The 17,762-nt window shown below is 32.7% G+C and carries 11 protein-coding genes; 2 read left to right on the forward strand and 9 right to left on the reverse strand.

All coding sequences use genetic code 11. The features are described from left to right. Positions 1-11: 11 nt before the first annotated feature. The 9 genes from H527_RS0111040 to H527_RS0111080 all read right to left on the reverse strand — a co-directional run bounded on the left by H527_RS0111040 (position 12) and on the right by H527_RS0111080 (position 12,618). Positions 12-872 carry a BadF/BadG/BcrA/BcrD ATPase family protein gene (locus H527_RS0111040; protein ID WP_027412777.1) on the reverse strand — a complete coding sequence of 287 codons (861 nt, stop codon included), beginning with the start codon at positions 870-872 and terminating at the stop codon, positions 12-14. 222 nt (positions 873-1,094) lie between these two features. Next, complete coding sequence (gap, locus tag H527_RS0111045; protein ID WP_027412778.1) at positions 1,095-2,096, reverse strand: type I glyceraldehyde-3-phosphate dehydrogenase; 1,002 nt, start codon at positions 2,094-2,096, stop codon at positions 1,095-1,097. Between the two features lie 51 nt (positions 2,097-2,147). Then, positions 2,148-3,134 (reverse strand): 6-phosphofructokinase, encoded by a 987-nt coding sequence (gene pfkA / locus H527_RS0111050; protein ID WP_027412779.1) that lies wholly within the window; start codon positions 3,132-3,134, stop codon positions 2,148-2,150. A 215-nt stretch (positions 3,135-3,349) separates the two neighbouring features. Next, positions 3,350-4,738, reverse strand: coding sequence for an alpha-amylase family glycosyl hydrolase (locus H527_RS0111055; protein ID WP_027412780.1), 1,389 nt, complete (start codon positions 4,736-4,738; stop codon positions 3,350-3,352). A gap of 37 nt (positions 4,739-4,775) precedes the next feature. Continuing rightward, positions 4,776-6,632: a glycoside hydrolase family 13 protein gene (locus H527_RS0111060; protein WP_027412781.1), complete on the reverse strand. Its 1,857-nt coding sequence runs from the start codon at positions 6,630-6,632 to the stop codon at positions 4,776-4,778. 380 nt (positions 6,633-7,012) lie between these two features. Next, the gene (locus H527_RS0111065; protein WP_027412782.1) at positions 7,013-9,319 is read right to left on the reverse strand and encodes a glycoside hydrolase family 65 protein; all 2,307 of its coding nucleotides are present in this window, start codon (positions 9,317-9,319) and stop codon (positions 7,013-7,015) included. Between the two features lie 93 nt (positions 9,320-9,412). After that, positions 9,413-10,075, reverse strand: a complete 663-nt coding sequence (pgmB, locus tag H527_RS0111070) for a beta-phosphoglucomutase (protein WP_035087912.1) — start codon at positions 10,073-10,075, stop codon at positions 9,413-9,415. Positions 10,076-10,077: 2 nt separating this feature from the next. Beyond that, positions 10,078-11,457 (reverse strand): MFS transporter, encoded by a 1,380-nt coding sequence (locus H527_RS0111075; RefSeq protein WP_035087914.1) that lies wholly within the window; start codon positions 11,455-11,457, stop codon positions 10,078-10,080. Between the two features lie 135 nt (positions 11,458-11,592). Further along, positions 11,593-12,618 carry a LacI family DNA-binding transcriptional regulator gene (locus tag H527_RS0111080; protein ID WP_027412785.1) on the reverse strand — a complete coding sequence of 342 codons (1,026 nt, stop codon included), beginning with the start codon at positions 12,616-12,618 and terminating at the stop codon, positions 11,593-11,595. Positions 12,619-13,130: 512 nt separating this feature from the next. On the opposite strand from H527_RS0111080, the gene H527_RS0111085 reads away from it, so the two are divergent. Both H527_RS0111085 and H527_RS0111090 read left to right on the forward strand, forming a co-directional pair. Continuing rightward, the gene (locus tag H527_RS0111085) at positions 13,131-16,058 is read left to right on the forward strand and encodes a SusC/RagA family TonB-linked outer membrane protein (RefSeq protein ID WP_027412786.1); all 2,928 of its coding nucleotides are present in this window, start codon (positions 13,131-13,133) and stop codon (positions 16,056-16,058) included. A gap of 12 nt (positions 16,059-16,070) precedes the next feature. Then, the gene (locus H527_RS0111090; RefSeq protein ID WP_027412787.1) at positions 16,071-17,735 is read left to right on the forward strand and encodes a RagB/SusD family nutrient uptake outer membrane protein; all 1,665 of its coding nucleotides are present in this window, start codon (positions 16,071-16,073) and stop codon (positions 17,733-17,735) included. Positions 17,736-17,762: the final 27 nt, after the last annotated feature.

Genomic DNA, 17,762 nt, shown 5'->3' on the forward strand with positions numbered 1-17,762 from the left:
TTATCTATACATTAGTTTTTTTTTTTAATTACCTCCTTGCGGTAGTAATCAATAATGCCATCTATAGGTCTTCTTACAATATTACCTACCGTAAGATGGTATGGCCAAACAGCTGCTCTAATTATATCTTCGCTAAAATGAGCTATAGAACCTATAAAATGTATAGGAACATTCTGTGACTCTGGAAAGCACAACACCCTATTTTCTATAAACTCTTGAATCCCTTCTGTAATAATTTTATAAAAATACCCATTACGCTCACTTGTAAAAATAAACTCTGCAAAAGATGCCAAATAAGTGTTAGGGTTTTCTTTTTTGTACAAATTTTCTTTTATAGTGTCAGAAGATAAATCAAAACTTTTTTCGAATTCTGAAGCTATATCCTGAGGCATTCTTTTGTAATAATAATCTCGAATTAGCCTTTTTCCAAAATGGTTACCACTAGCCTCATCCATAAGTATATACCCTAGAGAATCTACCGACATGTGGATATCATCTCCATCAAAATAACAACTATTAGAACCCGTACCCAAAATACATACAATACCTGGTTCTGTTGTTGCTGCATATACGGCAGCAACCATATCTTCTTTAACAACAATTTCTGAGGTGACAAAAAAATCTTCGAAGACTTTTTTTAACATTGCTGCTGGCTTTGCCGTACCGCACCCCGCTCCATAAAAATGAACTATATCAATTTTATCTCGATAAGAAGAAATTTCTACGTTTTCTCTAATCCGCCGCTCTAGTAAAGATTTCTCAAACACAGCAGGATTTAATCCTTTTGTACGAGTTTTAAAAACGATTTCTCCCACATCGTCTAGAAGAATCCAATCACATTTGGTAGAACCACCATCGGCTAATAAAATCATTTTAAAATTTGTTTATTGTTAACAAAAGGAAATAAGAAAATTAATATAAAGTCACTCTTAATTAAAATCAATAAAATATATCAATAACCGTACATTTATTTTGATTAGAATCTTTATATGATAATTAATATAGTGATGTCTAAAAAGCGTATACGAAAATCATAATAAGTTTATAAAAAACTTATACTATTCTTGACTTTTTAGACATCCCAAACATCTAATTTATAGATTACCTACGTGAGCAGATAAATCTACTAATTTAGTTGAGTATCCATATTCATTATCATACCAAGCTATTAGCTTAAAAAAATTATCATTAAGAGCTATTCCTGCATTAGCATCAAATACTGAAGTTTGTGATTCTCCTACAAAATCTTGAGAAACAACATCTTCTTCTGTATATCCCAGAATACCTTTTAATTCATTTTCAGAAGCTTTTTTCACAACAGCCTTAAGTTCCTCATAGGATACTGATTTTTTGGTTCTTACTGTAAGATCTACTACAGATACATCTACCGTAGGAACTCTAAATGCCATACCTGTAAGTTTACCTTTTAAAGCAGGAATCACCTTAGTAACAGCAACCGCAGCTCCTGTTGTCGAAGGGATTATATTATTCAAGGCACTACGTCCTAATCTATAATTTTTTCTTGAAGGAGAATCTACAGTGGCTTGTGTAGCTGTAGCTGCATGTACTGTAGTCATTAACCCTTCTTCTATACCAAAATTATCATTTATTACTTTTGCTAAAGGTGCTAAACAGTTTGTAGTACAAGATGCATTAGAGACAATAGTGTCTGAGGCTTTTGCATCCATATGGTTTACTCCCATTACAAACATGGGTACATCTTTTGAAGGTGCAGAAATCACTACTTTTTTAGCTCCTGCTTTAAGATGTGCGTTTGCAGAATCCATAGTTGTAAAAATACCTGTACAATCCATAACTACATCCACTCCTACAGCATTCCATTTTAAATCTTCTGGATTGCGTTCGGCTGTTACTCGAATCTCTTTTCCGTTCACTACAAGATTACCATTTTTAACTTCTATTGTTCCATCGAATCTACCGTGTACAGAGTCATATTCTAATAAATACGCTAAATGCTCTACATCTAATAAATCATTAATAGCTACTATCTCTACATTATCACGTTTAGAAGCTATTCTAAAAGCAATTCTTCCAATCCTTCCAAAACCGTTAATCCCAATTTTTAGCGTACTCATATTTAATATTTTAGTTGTTTTAATTTATAATGTGGTTACATTTTTATTAAGTTATACCGATGTTATATCGGCTACTTTTATTAATCCATCATGTTTATGTGGTCTTTTTTCTAAAGCTGTTTTAAGCGGTACTACAGTAACAGTTTTGTGAACAATACCTATCATTATTTCACTCTTACCTTCTAATAAAGCTTCAACTGCACCTACTCCTAATTTACTAGCTAATACTCTATCAAAACAACTAGGAGACCCTCCTCTCTGTATATGACCCAGAACAGAAACTCTTACCTCATACCCTTCCAGATTTTCTTCGACATATTCTCCTAATTCAAAAATATTCTTTCCAGATTTATCTCCTTCAGCTACTACAATTATACTTGACGTTTTTCCTGTTTTTTTACTTTTTTTAAGCGAATCCAAAAGCCTCTCTACTCCCATATCTTCTTCAGGAATTAAAATCTCTTCTGCTCCTGCTCCTATCCCTGCATTTAGAGCTATATCTCCTGAGTCTCGTCCCATAACTTCTATTAAAAACAATCGATTATGTGAACTTGCTGTATCTCTAATTTTATCTATAGCTTCTACAACAGTGTTTAATGCTGTATCATATCCTATAGTATAATCTGTACCATTAATGTCATTATCTATGGTACCTGGAATACCTACTACAGGAAAGTTAAATTCCTCAGATAATTTTAAGGCTCCTGTAAAACTACCATCTCCTCCAATAACAACTAATGCCTCAATATTATTCTTTACTAGATTGTTATATGCTTTTTGCCTCCCTTCTTCTGTTCTAAAAGCACTCGAACGTGCTGACTTAAGAAAAGTACCTCCTTTATTAATAATATTACGCACAGAACGGGCATTCAATTCTTCCATTTCATTATGGATAAGGCCTTCATATCCTTTATAAACGCCAAAACAATTTACTTTGTAATAACTACAAGCACGAACAACTGCTCTAATTGCAGCATTCATTCCCGGAGCATCTCCTCCTGATGTTAATACAGCTATATTTTTAACTTTTTTTGTCATTGAGTCAAATCTATTGCTATTGGCAGTAATAACCTAATTTGCAAAAAAACTAAAACGTTTTCGGTTAATAAATTCAATCTTTTAAAACAAAAAACATGGTGTTTTAACAGATTTTTAGACTTTAAATTGGAGATAAAGCAACAATATTAAGGATTAAAACAAAAAACGACTTGGGTAGACAAGTCGTTCTCATAAATTAATATCGTAATCTTTAACTATTCTTTAATTAAAATTAAATATTTCCAAGGATTTAGTTCCAATCCTTTCCCTGTTTTTAGATGTATACGCTTTTCAGAAAAGTAATCTATATAAGCCTCTTCTTTAGTATCGTCTAGGATAAAATTTACTTTTTCTTTTGTCAAATTTGCAATAAAAACAACTTTATTATTTTCTTTTTCTCTTGCAAATGCTAAAATCTTAGTATCATCAGATGTTTTAATGCGTTTATAAGATGCTGCATTTTTACCACCATGTAAAGCCTGATTCGTGTTTTTAAGTTTCCCTAATTTTTTATACAAAGGAAAAAATACACCTTTCTCTTTACTAATTGTATCCTTATCAAAAAATAGTAAACGTTTGTCCATATCATATTCTTGACCAGAATAGATCAATGGCATTCCTGGTGCCAGATAAGAAAGTGCTGCTAATACTTCTTTGGCATCTCCCATTCTTTCTTTCACGGTACCATTCCAAGAGTTTTCGTCATGATTAGATGTAAAATTCATTAAAATATCATCTTTTGCATACATAGAGTCTATTTGCTCCATTCTTTTGTCCCATTCTGCTACATTTGCTTTTCCTTTAGCAATATCATTCATTTTATGATGCGTATCCCATCCATATCCCATATCGAATGCATTTTCTAATAATTCAGGCTCCCAACCTTCTGCCAACATAAAAACAGGTTTTATTTTCTCGAGTTCAGCTACAGCATTCTCCCAAAAATCTACAGGAACCATTCCTGCTACATCACATCGAAAACCGTCTACTCCTTCTTCTTTTATCCAATATGACATATCTTGTATCATTTGCTCTCGCATTTGTTGATTGTCATAATTAAGATCTGCAACATCTGTCCAGTCTGTATCTACTGTATGCGTAATATTACCTTCTTTGTCCTTAGTATAATACTCTGGATGTTCTTTTAACCAAACATGATCCCAACCAGTATGATTAGCAACCCAATCCAAAATAACATATATCCCATTATCATGAGCAGTTTTTACTAAAACCCTAAAATCTTCGATAGTACCAAACTCAGGATTTACTTTGGTATAATCAGATACCGCATAATAGCTACCTAAAGAACCTTTACTTTTAGTAGTAGATATTGGATAAATTGGCATAATCCACAATACTTTTACACCTAAATCTTTAAGAACGGGAATATCTTTGGTAAATGCATTAAAAGTACCCTCTTCAGAATATTGTCTAATATTGGCCTCATAAATCACCGCATTTTCAATTACGGTATCATGTACTGGAATAAACTTTTCTTTTACTTCCTCTTCAATTTCTATCTTGGATAGACTTTCTTCTTTTTTTGTCTTTCCACAGGAAAATAGAATTCCAATTACTGTAAGACTTAAAATTATCTTTTTCATTTAATTAAATTTATAGGTGGTTATTTGCGGTTATATTTTATTTTAAATCCAGTATCATTGATGTTTTAGCAGGTACACTAAAATCCTCGGTGATGTCTATATTAGAATCAGTAATAATATCGGTCCCTACGCTATAGTTTTTTATACCTTCTTTGAATCGGGCAACGTCTAATTTTTGATCTTTTAGGCTATTATTAATAATTACCATTACACTTTCTTTGTCATCATACCTAAAGTATACATATACATTATCAAAAGGAATAAACTGCAATAGTTTTCCTTTGTGTACAGAGGGTTTATTCTTTCGCCAGTTTAATATTTTCTTGGTAAAGGAGTGATATTCTTCTTGATTTATGGTTCTTCCATTTTTTATTTCTGAAGATAAAAATGCATTTTTTGAATCCTCTATCCATCCTCCTGGAAAATCTTTTCGAATATCTCCATCTCCATTTTTATCCCGATTACCAAGCATTCCTATTTCATCACCATAATACAGTTGCGGAATCCCCCGAGTAGTGCATATTAATGTCATTACCATTTTATAGACATTACTATTTTCTTGGTATATTTCGTTAATCCTATTGGTATCATGATTTCCTGCAAATACTAGAATATTGTTACTATCTGGATATAAAAAATCATTGGTAAAATTATCGTATGCTTTTATCATTCCTTTACTCCATTCACTTTTATCTTCCTTAAACATTTCTATAATAGCATCATGTAATGTAAAATCCATTACAGATGGCAAATACGAATTATAATGATCTATAGCTCCTATTTTACTATCTTTTTGCCAATATGCAATTTGAGATTGGTTATGCATCCATACTTCTCCAACGATATTAAAGTTTGGATATTCTTCCATAATAGCTTTGGTCCATTTTGCAATTGCTTTTTTATCATTATAAGAGTAGGTATCTACTCTAAAACCATCTAAATCCGCATACTCTATCCACCAAATTGCATTTTGTATAATATATTTAAGAAGTAAAGGATTACTTTGGTTCATATCTGGCATTGTCGTATCAAACCATCCATCCATACACCCCTTTCTGTCTACTTGCGAGGCATTTTTATCAAACTGAGTAGTCATACGATAGTTACTACGCTTAAAACCTTCTGGCCATTGATGAATCCAATCTTTGGTTGGCAGGTCTTGTATCATCCAATGTTTAGATCCCCAGTGATTGGTTACATAATCCATAATCAACTTCATATCTAATTTATGCATTTCTGAAGCTAATCTTCTGTAATCGTTGTTTGTACCATATCTTGGATCTATTCTATACAAATCACTTTGTGCATAGGTATGATAGGAATAGGCTGGTTCATTATCTTCTAATAATGGGGTGCTCCACAATGCTGTTACCCCTAAGTCCTTTAGATAGCTTAGGTGATCTATTATACCTTTTATATCCCCTCCATGACGACCTCCCGGATTAGACCTATTTACTTTTTCTGTAGTATTTTTATGAGAATCATTACTCGAATCTCCATTTGCAAATCGATCTGGCATAATTAAATACATCACATCGCTACTATCAAAACCTTTTCTTTTAGCTGAATTCTCTTTTCTAATTTTAAATTCATAAGGTTGTGAAAGTACAACTTCACCCTTTTCTTTAAAATTAATCGAAACCGTACCTGCCTTCATCCCTTTGGTATCTATAGTGATAAATAAATAATTAGGATTTTCAGTCTTCGTAATTTTGTTAATCGTTATACCATCTATCGCTACATCATATTTAGAAAGGTTTTTTCCATAACATAAAATTTGAAGCTCTTTATTATGCATATCGCTCCACCAAAACGGAGGCTCTATTTTTTCTACCTGAGCTTGACATAAAAAAATGGCGCACCAAAAAAATAGTATAATTAGTTTACATTTCATTTGTTTAAATATTTTTAATCCTTGTGTTATATTTTTAAAGATTTAAAAAAAATCGCATCGACATGAGTAATTGAATAGTATACCTATTAAAAAAATGTACTAAGTATATGATAAAAAATAAACGATCAAAAATCAAAAGTTTAAGCATTCCTACTCGTTGTTTTTTGTCATTCCGTTCTTCAACGGAATGACAAATCAACTCATTTCTATAATTGTGTTATTTTTTATCATTTACAAAAAAAGTGTAACTATTTTTTTGGGCAGAGTAAAAAAACGGAAACTTATCCGTCTTACTATATTTTGACTCTGCCCAACATAAAAATGGGGGGGGCAAAAAAATAAACAGTTACTACTTCTTCTTCCTTAAAATTTTATAAAAGCTATACTGTTATAAGATTGTTAGGTGAAATTTTAACTTCTTTACCTTCTACAAAAATTAATAAATCACTATTCCCTTCTAAAGTAAAAGAAGTTCCTTCTTGAGATACATTTACTTTGATAATTTGGTTTCTAAAATTAACTTTAAAGGTATACCCTTTCCATTCTTTAGGGATTTTAGGAGTAAAAGACAAAGTTCCTTTCTTAATTCTAAGCCCTCCAAATCCTTCAACAATGCTCATCCATGTGCCTGCCATACTAGTAATATGCAACCCTTCTTCTACTTCTTTATTATAATCATCCAGATCCAGTCTTGATGTTCTTAAATAAAAAGTATATGCTTGATCCATCCTATCTAGTGTAGCTGCTTGTATACTATGAACACATGGCGAAAGAGAGGATTCATGCACTGTAAAGGGTTCATAAAAATCAAAATGACGTTTTAACTCCTCTTTTGTAAATTGATCTTCAAACATATAAAACCCTTGCAGTATATCTGCTTGTTTTATATAAGGAGAACGTAATATTCGATCCCAACTCCATTTTTGATTAATAGGTCGTTGAGATTTATCCAGGTTATCTACTGTAATTAATTCTTTATCTAAAAACCCATCCTGCTGTAAATAAACCTGGTGTTTTTCAGAATATGGAAAATACATTTTATCTGCTACTTCTAACATAGCTTCCACCTCTTCTTGCGCTATACTAGTTTTTTCTACGATTCGTTCATAATCGCTTTTGTATTCTGTTTTTACTTTAATAATATTCTGCACACAATACTCTATACACCATTTTGCCAGATAATTGGTATACCAGTTATTATTTACATTATTTTCGTACTCATTAGGGCCTGTAACTCCAAGAATTACATACTTATTTTTATCTGTAGAAAAAGTTGCTCTTTGATGCCAAAAGCGAGCAATTGCAATCATTACTTCTAATCCTTTTTCTGGGATATAACTATAATCGCCGGTATATCTTACATAATTATAGATAGCAAATGTCATTGCTCCGTTACGGTGTATTTCTTCAAAAGTAATTTCCCACTCGTTATGGCATTCTTCTCCATTCATGGTAACCATCGGATATAATGCTGCCCCATTAACAAACCCTAGTTTGCTGGCGTTTTCAATAGCTTTATCCAGATGATTATATCGATACGTTAATAAGTTTCTCGCTACAAGCTGATCTTTTGTTGCCATATAAAATGGAATACAATATGCTTCTGTATCCCAGTAGGTGCTTCCTCCATATTTTTCGCCTGTAAACCCTTTGGGTCCAATGTTTAATCTTGCATCTTTACCTAAATACGTTTGGTTTAACTGAAAAATATTAAAACGAATACCTTGCTGTGCTTTTACATCCCCATCGATAGTTATATCTGCCATTTCCCAGATTTTGGACCATGCGTTTTTTTGTGAATTTAATAGAACGTCAAACCCTGATTCTGAAGCTTTCCTCAGAATTGCTGTACTTGCATTCTTTAAATTATCTTCCTCGTGATTTAAGGATACTGTATACCCCCCATACTTTATAATGCTTGTTGTTTTACCTTTAGGAACCTCTACACCATAGTTTAAACTTATAGATGTACCATCCATTTTTACTTTAGGAGATATATCCTTTTGTTCTCCATCTATAAAGATTTCACTTAACATCCCGGTACACACATGAAAGTTGGTTTTCATTGTTTTGGATAAAATGTATGCTTCGTTTTTGTCATGAGCCAGATTATATGTATCCCAAAACTTATCTTCCCAATTAGTGTCTTCATTAGTAATTCCTGAATCCAAGTAAGGTGCAAATTCAATATTTACATCTTGATTTACAGGAGTTATTTCATATTTAATTACCCCTACTTCATCTAAATCCAAGCTCAAAAATCGTGTGGATTTCACCAATACCTCTACCTTATTTTGCAAAACTGCTATAAAAGAACGTTCATACCACCCCTCTTTCATATTTAATTCTCTACGGAAATTATTTACAGCTACACATGTATTAAGATCTAATGGTTCTCCACTAATTTTGACTCCTATTCCAATCCAATTTGGAGCATTAAGTACTTTTGCAAAATACTCTGGATATCCGTTTTTCCACCAGCCTACTCTGGTTTTATCTGGATAATAAACTCCTGCTATATAGCTCCCTTGAAAGGTTGGTCCTGAGTATGCTTCTTCAAAATTAGCACGTTGTCCCATTGCTCCATTACCTATGCTAAACAAACTTTCTGAAGACTTAACTCTTTCTTTATCAAACCCTTCTTCAATAATTGACCAGTTATCTGGTTTTATATAATTCTGATTCATTTTTTCTTTATTCGTTTTTAGTTGTTGGATAAAACCAATCTAGAGCATCCTTGTACATGTATATTAAATTGGCACGCTCTTTTTGCATCGCAACTAAACCTTTTTGGTTATAATCAATTGATTTACAAAATCCTCTCCTATTTCTGTAAAATCTTTAAAAACATAATCTGCTTCATGTAATATATTTTTATCTCCGATACCAATACTAATCATATCTACGGTATTAGCTGCTTGAACTCCTGCAACCGAATCTTCAAACACTATGCAGTTTTTTGGAGAAACCCCTAATTGTTTTGCTCCTATTAAAAAGACCTCTGGATCTGGTTTTGCTTTAGAAACATTAGTTCCGTCTACGATGGTATGAAATCTGTTATATAATTTTACTTTTTCTAAAATTGCCCGAGCATTTTTACTTGCAGACCCTAAAGCAATTAACTGTCTTTTAGCTTGTAAATATTCTAAAACCTTAGGTACATCTGGTAAGATTTCTTTAGTATCCATTTTTGAAATATACTTGAGATATTCTTCATTTTTTTCAGACATTAACTGGGTGAATTTCTCTTGAGAAATACTTACATTTCCCCATTCTAAAATCTTTTCTAAAGAACGTACTCTACTTACTCCCTTAAGCTGTTCATTTTGCTCATGAGTAAAAGAAATCCCTAAACTATTTGCCAAATTTTGCCACGCTAGAAAATGATATTTTGCAGTATCTACTATAACACCGTCTAAATCGAATATAAATCCTTTTTTCATTATTATATAGCTTCTTTTGGGTTATAGGTTATCGCATCTTTATTAGTAATCAACACATTGCATAAACCTGCGATGATTAAACTTATTCCGGCAACAATCATTGCGTTGATCGTTTCGTCTCCAATAAGTTTATATGCAAAATTTACTCCTCCCAAAGCGGCTATGATTTGCGGTATCACAATAAACATATTAAATATCCCCATGATGACTCCCATTTTTTTAGGATCTACCGAGCTAGACAACATAGCATAAGGCATCGATAAAATACTGCCCCATGCTAAACCAATTAAGCTAAAAGAAAAGGTTAGCCATTGTGGCGAAGGAATATAATACATGGATATAAAACCTATTCCTCCCAAAATAAGAGATACCATATGTACCCATTTTCTGTTTATTCTTTTTCTAGAAGTATAAAATGTGAGTAGTAATGCAAAAGCCATAGAAGATAATCCATAAACTCCCATATATCTACCTACATTATTAGAGGCTTTTTGAAATGCTGTATTTGCCGTTTCAAATGCTATTACCGATTCTGGAACATCCATATTATATGCAGATTCTATTGGCACTGGAGTTTTAAATATATGCTCTGTTAGTGCTGGATTTGCAAGACTCCACATAGTAAAAAAAGCAAACCAGCTAAAAAACTGAATAAGCCCCAATTTTTTCATGGTAAGTGGCATACTTCCAATATTGTTTAAGATATCTGAAACAAATTTGTTTTTTTGTTTTTTTTCTTTTTCAAACTCTTCCATATCTTCTGGGGGATATTCTGAAGTAGTAAATACCGTATAAAGAATACTAATAAGAAAAACGAGTGCTCCTATAGCAAAAGCTACTTTTACAGACATTGGGACAACTCCTGTAGGAGCTCCATCACTAACCCCCATTTGAGAAATCAGCCAAGGCAAATTACTTGCTATCCAAGTTCCTATACCAATAATAAGCGTCTGTGTAACGAAACCATAAGATCGTTGAGAATCTGGAAGTTTATCTGCTACTAATGCCCGAAAAGGCTCCATCGAAATATTAATAGAAGCATCTAAAATCCATAAAAAACCTGCTGCAATCCATAAAGCCGGAGAATGAGGCACTAAAAACAAAGCTATAGAACTAAGTATGGCACCAATTAAAAAATAAGGTCTACGACGACCCCATCTTGGGCTCCAGGTACGATCACTAAGATATCCTATAATAGGTTGAACTAAAAGACCGGTTAACGGGGCTGCAATCCACAATAAAGGTATGGCATCTTTTTCTGCACCTAAAGTTTGGAAAATTCTAGACATAAATCCGCCTTGCAATGCAAAACCGAACTGAATTCCTAAAAAACCGAAACTCATGTTCCAAATTTCCCAGAAACTTAACTTACGCTTCTTCATCAAGTAAATATTTGATTATTACTCTGTCTGATAAGCGAAATACTTATCAAAACTTATTTTTATATGTAGAAAGTGAAAATATAAGTTTTGATAGAAGCCAAAGATATTATAATTTTTTAATTAAAAAATATCTCTTTATATTTTTTTTGTAGAACTTCTCTGAATCAAACTGGTATCGATGATAACAGTTCTATATTCTTCTGTAGCTGCCTCGTCCCCCTCTAGTTTATCTATAAGTAATTTTGCCGCTCTTATCCCCATATCTTCTCCATGTTGGCTTATTGTAGTAAGAGTTGGTATAAAATGTTTGGATAAAATACCATCGGTAAACCCTACTACAGATATATCATCTGGCACTTTTTTACCTTGTTTATCCAGTACTTTAACTGCTGTAACTGCAAACAATTCATTTACCGCAAAAACAGCATCTATATCTTTGTCTTTTAAAAAATCTGAAATTTCTATTTCACAATTATCTATATCTTCTATTTTAAGTATAAGTTCTTCTCTTTCGGGTATATCATATGCTCTTAATGCCCTTAGATACCCATTAGTCCTTAGTTTACCTACACTTATATAATCTACTGTGGTAAGTATTGCTATTTTTTTACAGCCAATAGAAAGCAAGTGATTTGTAGCGGTTTGTGCTCCTTTGGCGTCGTCAATAATGACTTTATCACAAACTACCTCATCAATTATCCTATCAAAAAGTACAACTGGCATTCCTTGATTCATGGTTTCTTCTATATGGTGATAATCTTTTTTAAGTTGTGTTTCTTTAGCAACAGATAAAATAAATCCATCTGCGCTTCCACTAGCTAACATTTCCAGATTAATAACCTCTTTATCAAAAGAATTATTAGAAGAACATATAATTACATTATAGCCCTGTTCATTTGCTACTTTCTCTACTCCTCCTATCACCGTGGTAAAAAAATGATGTACAATTTCAGGAATGATAACACCTATTGTTTTGGTTTTCCTGTTCTTTAGACTTAAAGCTATATTATTAGGTTTATAATTATATAACCTGGCAAAAGCTTTTACTTTTTGTCTGGTATCTAAACTTATTTCTGTACTATCTTTTAATGCCTTGGATACTGTAGAGATAGAAACATCGAGCTCTTTTGCAATATGTTTGAGTGTAATTTTTTGTTTCATACGTAAACCTTTTATTTGAATTATTTAGATAGTATCTTTTCTTAAGATGGTTTAACCCAGATTATGCAATAGAAAATCTATTTCATCTGTGATCTACTGCAAACACTGTCGCCTTGCTTTGTTTTTCACTTTAACCATAGCGATGCTATGCTAAAAGTAAGAAAACAACAGTGTTCATTGTATCTCAAAGCTTCGTAACGAAGTTCTATTGCATAATCTGGGTTTAATAACAATTATCGCTGAAATTGATATAATTATACTTATCAAGATAGCCTTTGGTATAGCTTTTCGCATTTCTCATTTTAATCAAAAGTCAAATTTAAGGGTGAAAATATGCTATATGAACAGAATTATACTTAAAATTTTAGTGAGACTCTAAAAGTTTTCCACACGCAAACGTTTGCGTAAGATTAGAACTACAACTTAGCAGAAAATTAACACAAAATTTACATACTTTGGTTGCAGAAAGTGAAAATATAAGATTTTAAACAATCAAAAACTAATTTAATTTTATGAAAACATTTACCAAAAGTGCATTGTTTTTATTGTGGTTAATACCAATGGGCTTTTTTGCACAGTCAACTGTTATTGGAACGGTTACTGATGCAGGAAGCGGGCAACCAATTCCTGGTGCTAATATCATTGTTAAAGGCTCTACAAACGGAACAACTTCTGATTTTGATGGTAATTATTCTTTAAATAATGTCAGTACAGGGAATACAATACTTTTTTCTTATGTTGGTTTTGTAGCACAAGAGATAACTTATAGTGGTCAACCTACTATAGATATCATATTAGCAGAAGATGCTTCAGAACTTGAGCAAGTAGTACTTATTGGATATGGTACTACCCGAAAAAAAGATTTAACAGGATCTATAGCACTAGTAACCTCTGAAGATTTTAATACGGGTAATACTATTACTGCAGAAAATCTTTTTAATGGTAGAGTTGCCGGAGTATCTATTAATACCAATGGTGGTCCTGCAGGGAATTCTGAAATTAGAATAAGAGGAGGAGCATCTCTTAATGCTTCTAACGATCCTTTAATTGTTGTGGATGGCTTACCCTTAAATGATCCAGGGGATTTATCTAATGGATCAAGGTCTGTTCTTTCTGCAATTAATCCAAATGATATAGAATCTTTTTCTATCCTTAAAGACGCCTCTGCTGCTGCAATTTATGGTAACCGTGGAGCAAATGGAGTGATCATCATTACTACAAAAAAAGGAAAAAGTAAGCTACAAATTAATTTGGATTCTAAAACCAGTATTACCACTGCAAATGAAACCGTAAATGTTTTTTCTGCTAATCAATACAGAGAATTTATAAACCAAAATTTTCCAGATAAAGTTGGAGAATTAGGATCTGCCAACACCAATTGGCAGGATGAAATTTACAGAACTGCTTTTTCTACAGATCATAACCTATCGGTTAGTGGATCTATATTAAAAACTTTACCCACTAGAGTTTCTATTGGGCGTTCTGATCAGGAAGGGCTTAGAAAAACATCAAAATTTGAAAGAACTACATCTTCTATCGCCTTAAATCCAAAATTATTTGATAATCATCTTAAAATTGATATAAACGCAAACCTTAATTTTGAAAAGAACCGATTTGCTCCTAATGTAGAAGGTGCCGCAATTACTTTTGATCCTACACAACCCGTATTAGATGCAAGTTCTCCTTATGGTGGTTTCTTTGAATATAGAGATTCTAGTACAGGATTTGCATTAGGTAATGTTTCTAGAAACCCCATTGCTCAACTATTACAAACCAGAGAAATAGCAAACGTAAGACGGTATTTTGGTAACATTAAATTAGATTATCAATTACACTTTTTTCCAGAGTTAAGAGCTGTGTTAAATTTAGGCTTAGACGATAGTGAAACCGATAGATTTAAAGATGTTTCTACAGAAAGTGCAACTGGTTTTAACGCTACTCAAGGAGAGTTTTTAGGATTTAAGTCTGATACAGATTTAGCGGTTAAAAACCGTCTTTTTGATGCTTATTTAGCCTATAATAAAACTTTAGGAGATCTAAATATTGAAGGTACTGGAGGATATTCTTATCAAAAATTTGAATTAAGCCGATTAGAAACCGGAAATCAGCGAGATCCAAGCAATGCTACAGAAAGAACTATTAATCCAGACGAAGTGTTACTTGCTTATTTTTTAAGAACAAATCTAAAATTTAAAGACAAGTACTTTATATCTGCTTCTATTCGTAGAGATGGAACCTCTAGATTTGGTAAGGACAATAGGTTTGGGTATTTCCCTTCTGCTTCTGTAGGATGGCAAATAAGTGAAGAGAATTTTCTTAAAGAATCTTCTATAGTAAGTAACCTTAAACTTAGATTAGGATATGGGGTTACTGGTCAGCAAGATATTGATCAGGCATATGCATATTTAGAGAGATACAGAGGTAGTAGTCCTTTTACACAATATATCTTAGATGGTGAAGTCATAAATATCGTACAACCACAGTTTAGAAACGAAGACATAGAGTGGGAAAAAATTACAGAGTATAATCTTGGATTAGATTATGGGTTCTGGAATGATAGAATTATCGGTGCTGTAGATGTATTTAGAAAAGAATCTGACGATCTACTTTCTCAAGCTCCTATCCCGGATGGCGCAAATTTTTCTAATCAAGGTTTTCAAAATATAGGTAAATTTATTACTCAAGGTATAGAGTTTTCTATTAACACCGATATTATTAGTAAAAGTGATCTAAAATGGAATGTGAGTTACAATGCTACTTTTATAGATCGGGAAATTGAAGAATTAGCTTTTGGGCAGGATATTTTAACTACCGATATTGGTGGAGGTACTGGTAATACTATTCAAATTCAGCGCCAGGGACATGCTCCTTTCTCCTTCTTTACATACGCGCAAATTTATGACACCAATGGCAAACCTATTGAAGGAGCGTATGCAGATCTAAATGGAGATGGGCTTATTAATAATAACGACAGATACATATCTGGTAAAGGTACTCCAGATTTTATCATGGGCTTTCAATCTAGTTTAAACTATAAAAACTTTGATTTCAGCTTTAATATGAGAGCAAATATTGGAGGCGAAATCTATAATAATGTTGCCTCGTCAAATGCACAATTAGGAAATGTAGTAAGAACCGTTTTTAATAATACACCAATATCTGTATTAGACACCAAATTTAATAGTACTCCAGATGTTATTCTTTCTGATTATTACATAGAAGACGCATCTTTTTTAAGAATGGATAATATAACATTAGGATACACCTTAAAAGATGTTATGAAAGGAGTATCCAGTCTTCGATTATGGGCTGGTATACAAAATGCTTTTGTTATTACCGATTACTCAGGTTTAGATCCCGAGATTCAAAATAATGGTGTAGATGATACTATTTTTCCAAGAGGGCGAACACTTTTATTTGGATTAAATTATAAATATTAAAAAAATCAGGAAATGAAACTATATAATATTTTTTTATACGCATTTCTATCCATAGGTATTTTTACCTCTTGCGAAAAGGATCTGGATATTAAACTAGAAGACGACGATGACTTACTAGCAAATGATGTCTTTAACACTAGAGATGATTATAGGAGTGCCCTAGGAGGAGTATATGCTAATCTATCTTTAATAGGTTTAGACGTTAATGCCGACGGAAGACCTGACACTGCTAACCTTGAAGGAATAGACGATGGTACCAGCCAATATATACGAGGGTTATTCTCTATGCAAAATGTATCTACCGATGAAGTAATCTGGAGTTATGAAAATGACCCTGGTATTCGAGATATACAAAGAAATAGTTGGGATGATAATAATGTATTTGTACTTAGTTTTTTCTCCAGAGCTTCTTTTCAGATATCCTTAGCTAACGAGTTTTTACGCCAAACAACCGATGGCAAATTAGATAGTAGAGGAGTTTCTGCAGATTTAAAAAGTGAAATTCAAACTTTTAGAGCAGAAGCAAGAGTACTTAGGGCTTTATCTTATTATCACTTATTAGATTTATACGGAAGAGCTCCTTTTGCTACAGAAAATGATGCTGTTGGTTTTACCAGAGTACCAGAAATTAAAGGAGAGGCTTTATTTAATTATATTGAAGAAGAACTTTTAGCGGTAGAAAGTCAACTTCTGGATGTTAATCCAGGGCAAAATTATGCTCGTGTAAACAAAGGAGTTGCTAAAATGATTTTAGCAAAAATCTATTTAAATGCCGAAGTATATTTAGGTAAAGGAAAAGATCGATATACAGATTGTTTACAAGTATGTCAAGAGATAATTAATAGTGGGTATTCTTTAAACCCAAATTACTTAAATAATTTTAATGCAGATAACGATACTAACGGTGCACAGAACGAAATCATATTTCCTGTGGTTGGTGATGGATCTTCTGTACGAAACTTTGGAGGCGCTTCTCTTATCATACAAGGAGAACAAAATGCAGCAGGATTTGAACCTACTCCTGCATCCCTTGGTGTAGAAGGTTTTACTACTTTATATAGAGCTAGGAAACAATTTTCGGAAAAATTTGTTTCTAATCTTCTTTTTGTAAATGATAGCCGAAATACTTTAGTTACACAAGATGTAAGTACAGATCCTACAGTTGCAACAGTAGATAGACCTATTGAAATTGGTACTGATTTTACAGATTTCTCTAAAGGATATTTGGTAACAAAATATTCTAATATAAAATCAACAGGGCAACCTGGATCTAATGTAACATTTGCAGATACTGATTTTCCTATGTTTAGATTGGCAGATGTATATCTAATGTACGCAGAAGCACATCTTAAAAATGGTGGTGGAGATCGAGCAGCAGCCCTTGGATATATTAATGCTTTAAGAGAAAGAGCTTTCGGGAATCCTTCTGGCAATATAACCGATACAGAGCTTACTTTAGATTTTATCCTTGACGAACGATCCAGAGAACTATATTGGGAAGCACACAGAAGACAAGACTTAATCCGACATGATAAATATACAGGTGGAGCTTATAACTGGAGATATAAAGGAGGAACACCAAACGGATCTGCTATTTCAGATAACTTTAAATTATTTCCTGTGCCTGCATCCAGTAGAGCGGCTAATCCAAATCTTGGACAAAATCCTGGATTCTAAAAAACTAATACAAATTTAATTTATACA

The sequence above is a fragment of the Aquimarina muelleri DSM 19832 genome (assembly GCF_000430665.1).
GTDB classification, from domain to species: domain Bacteria; phylum Bacteroidota; class Bacteroidia; order Flavobacteriales; family Flavobacteriaceae; genus Aquimarina; species Aquimarina muelleri.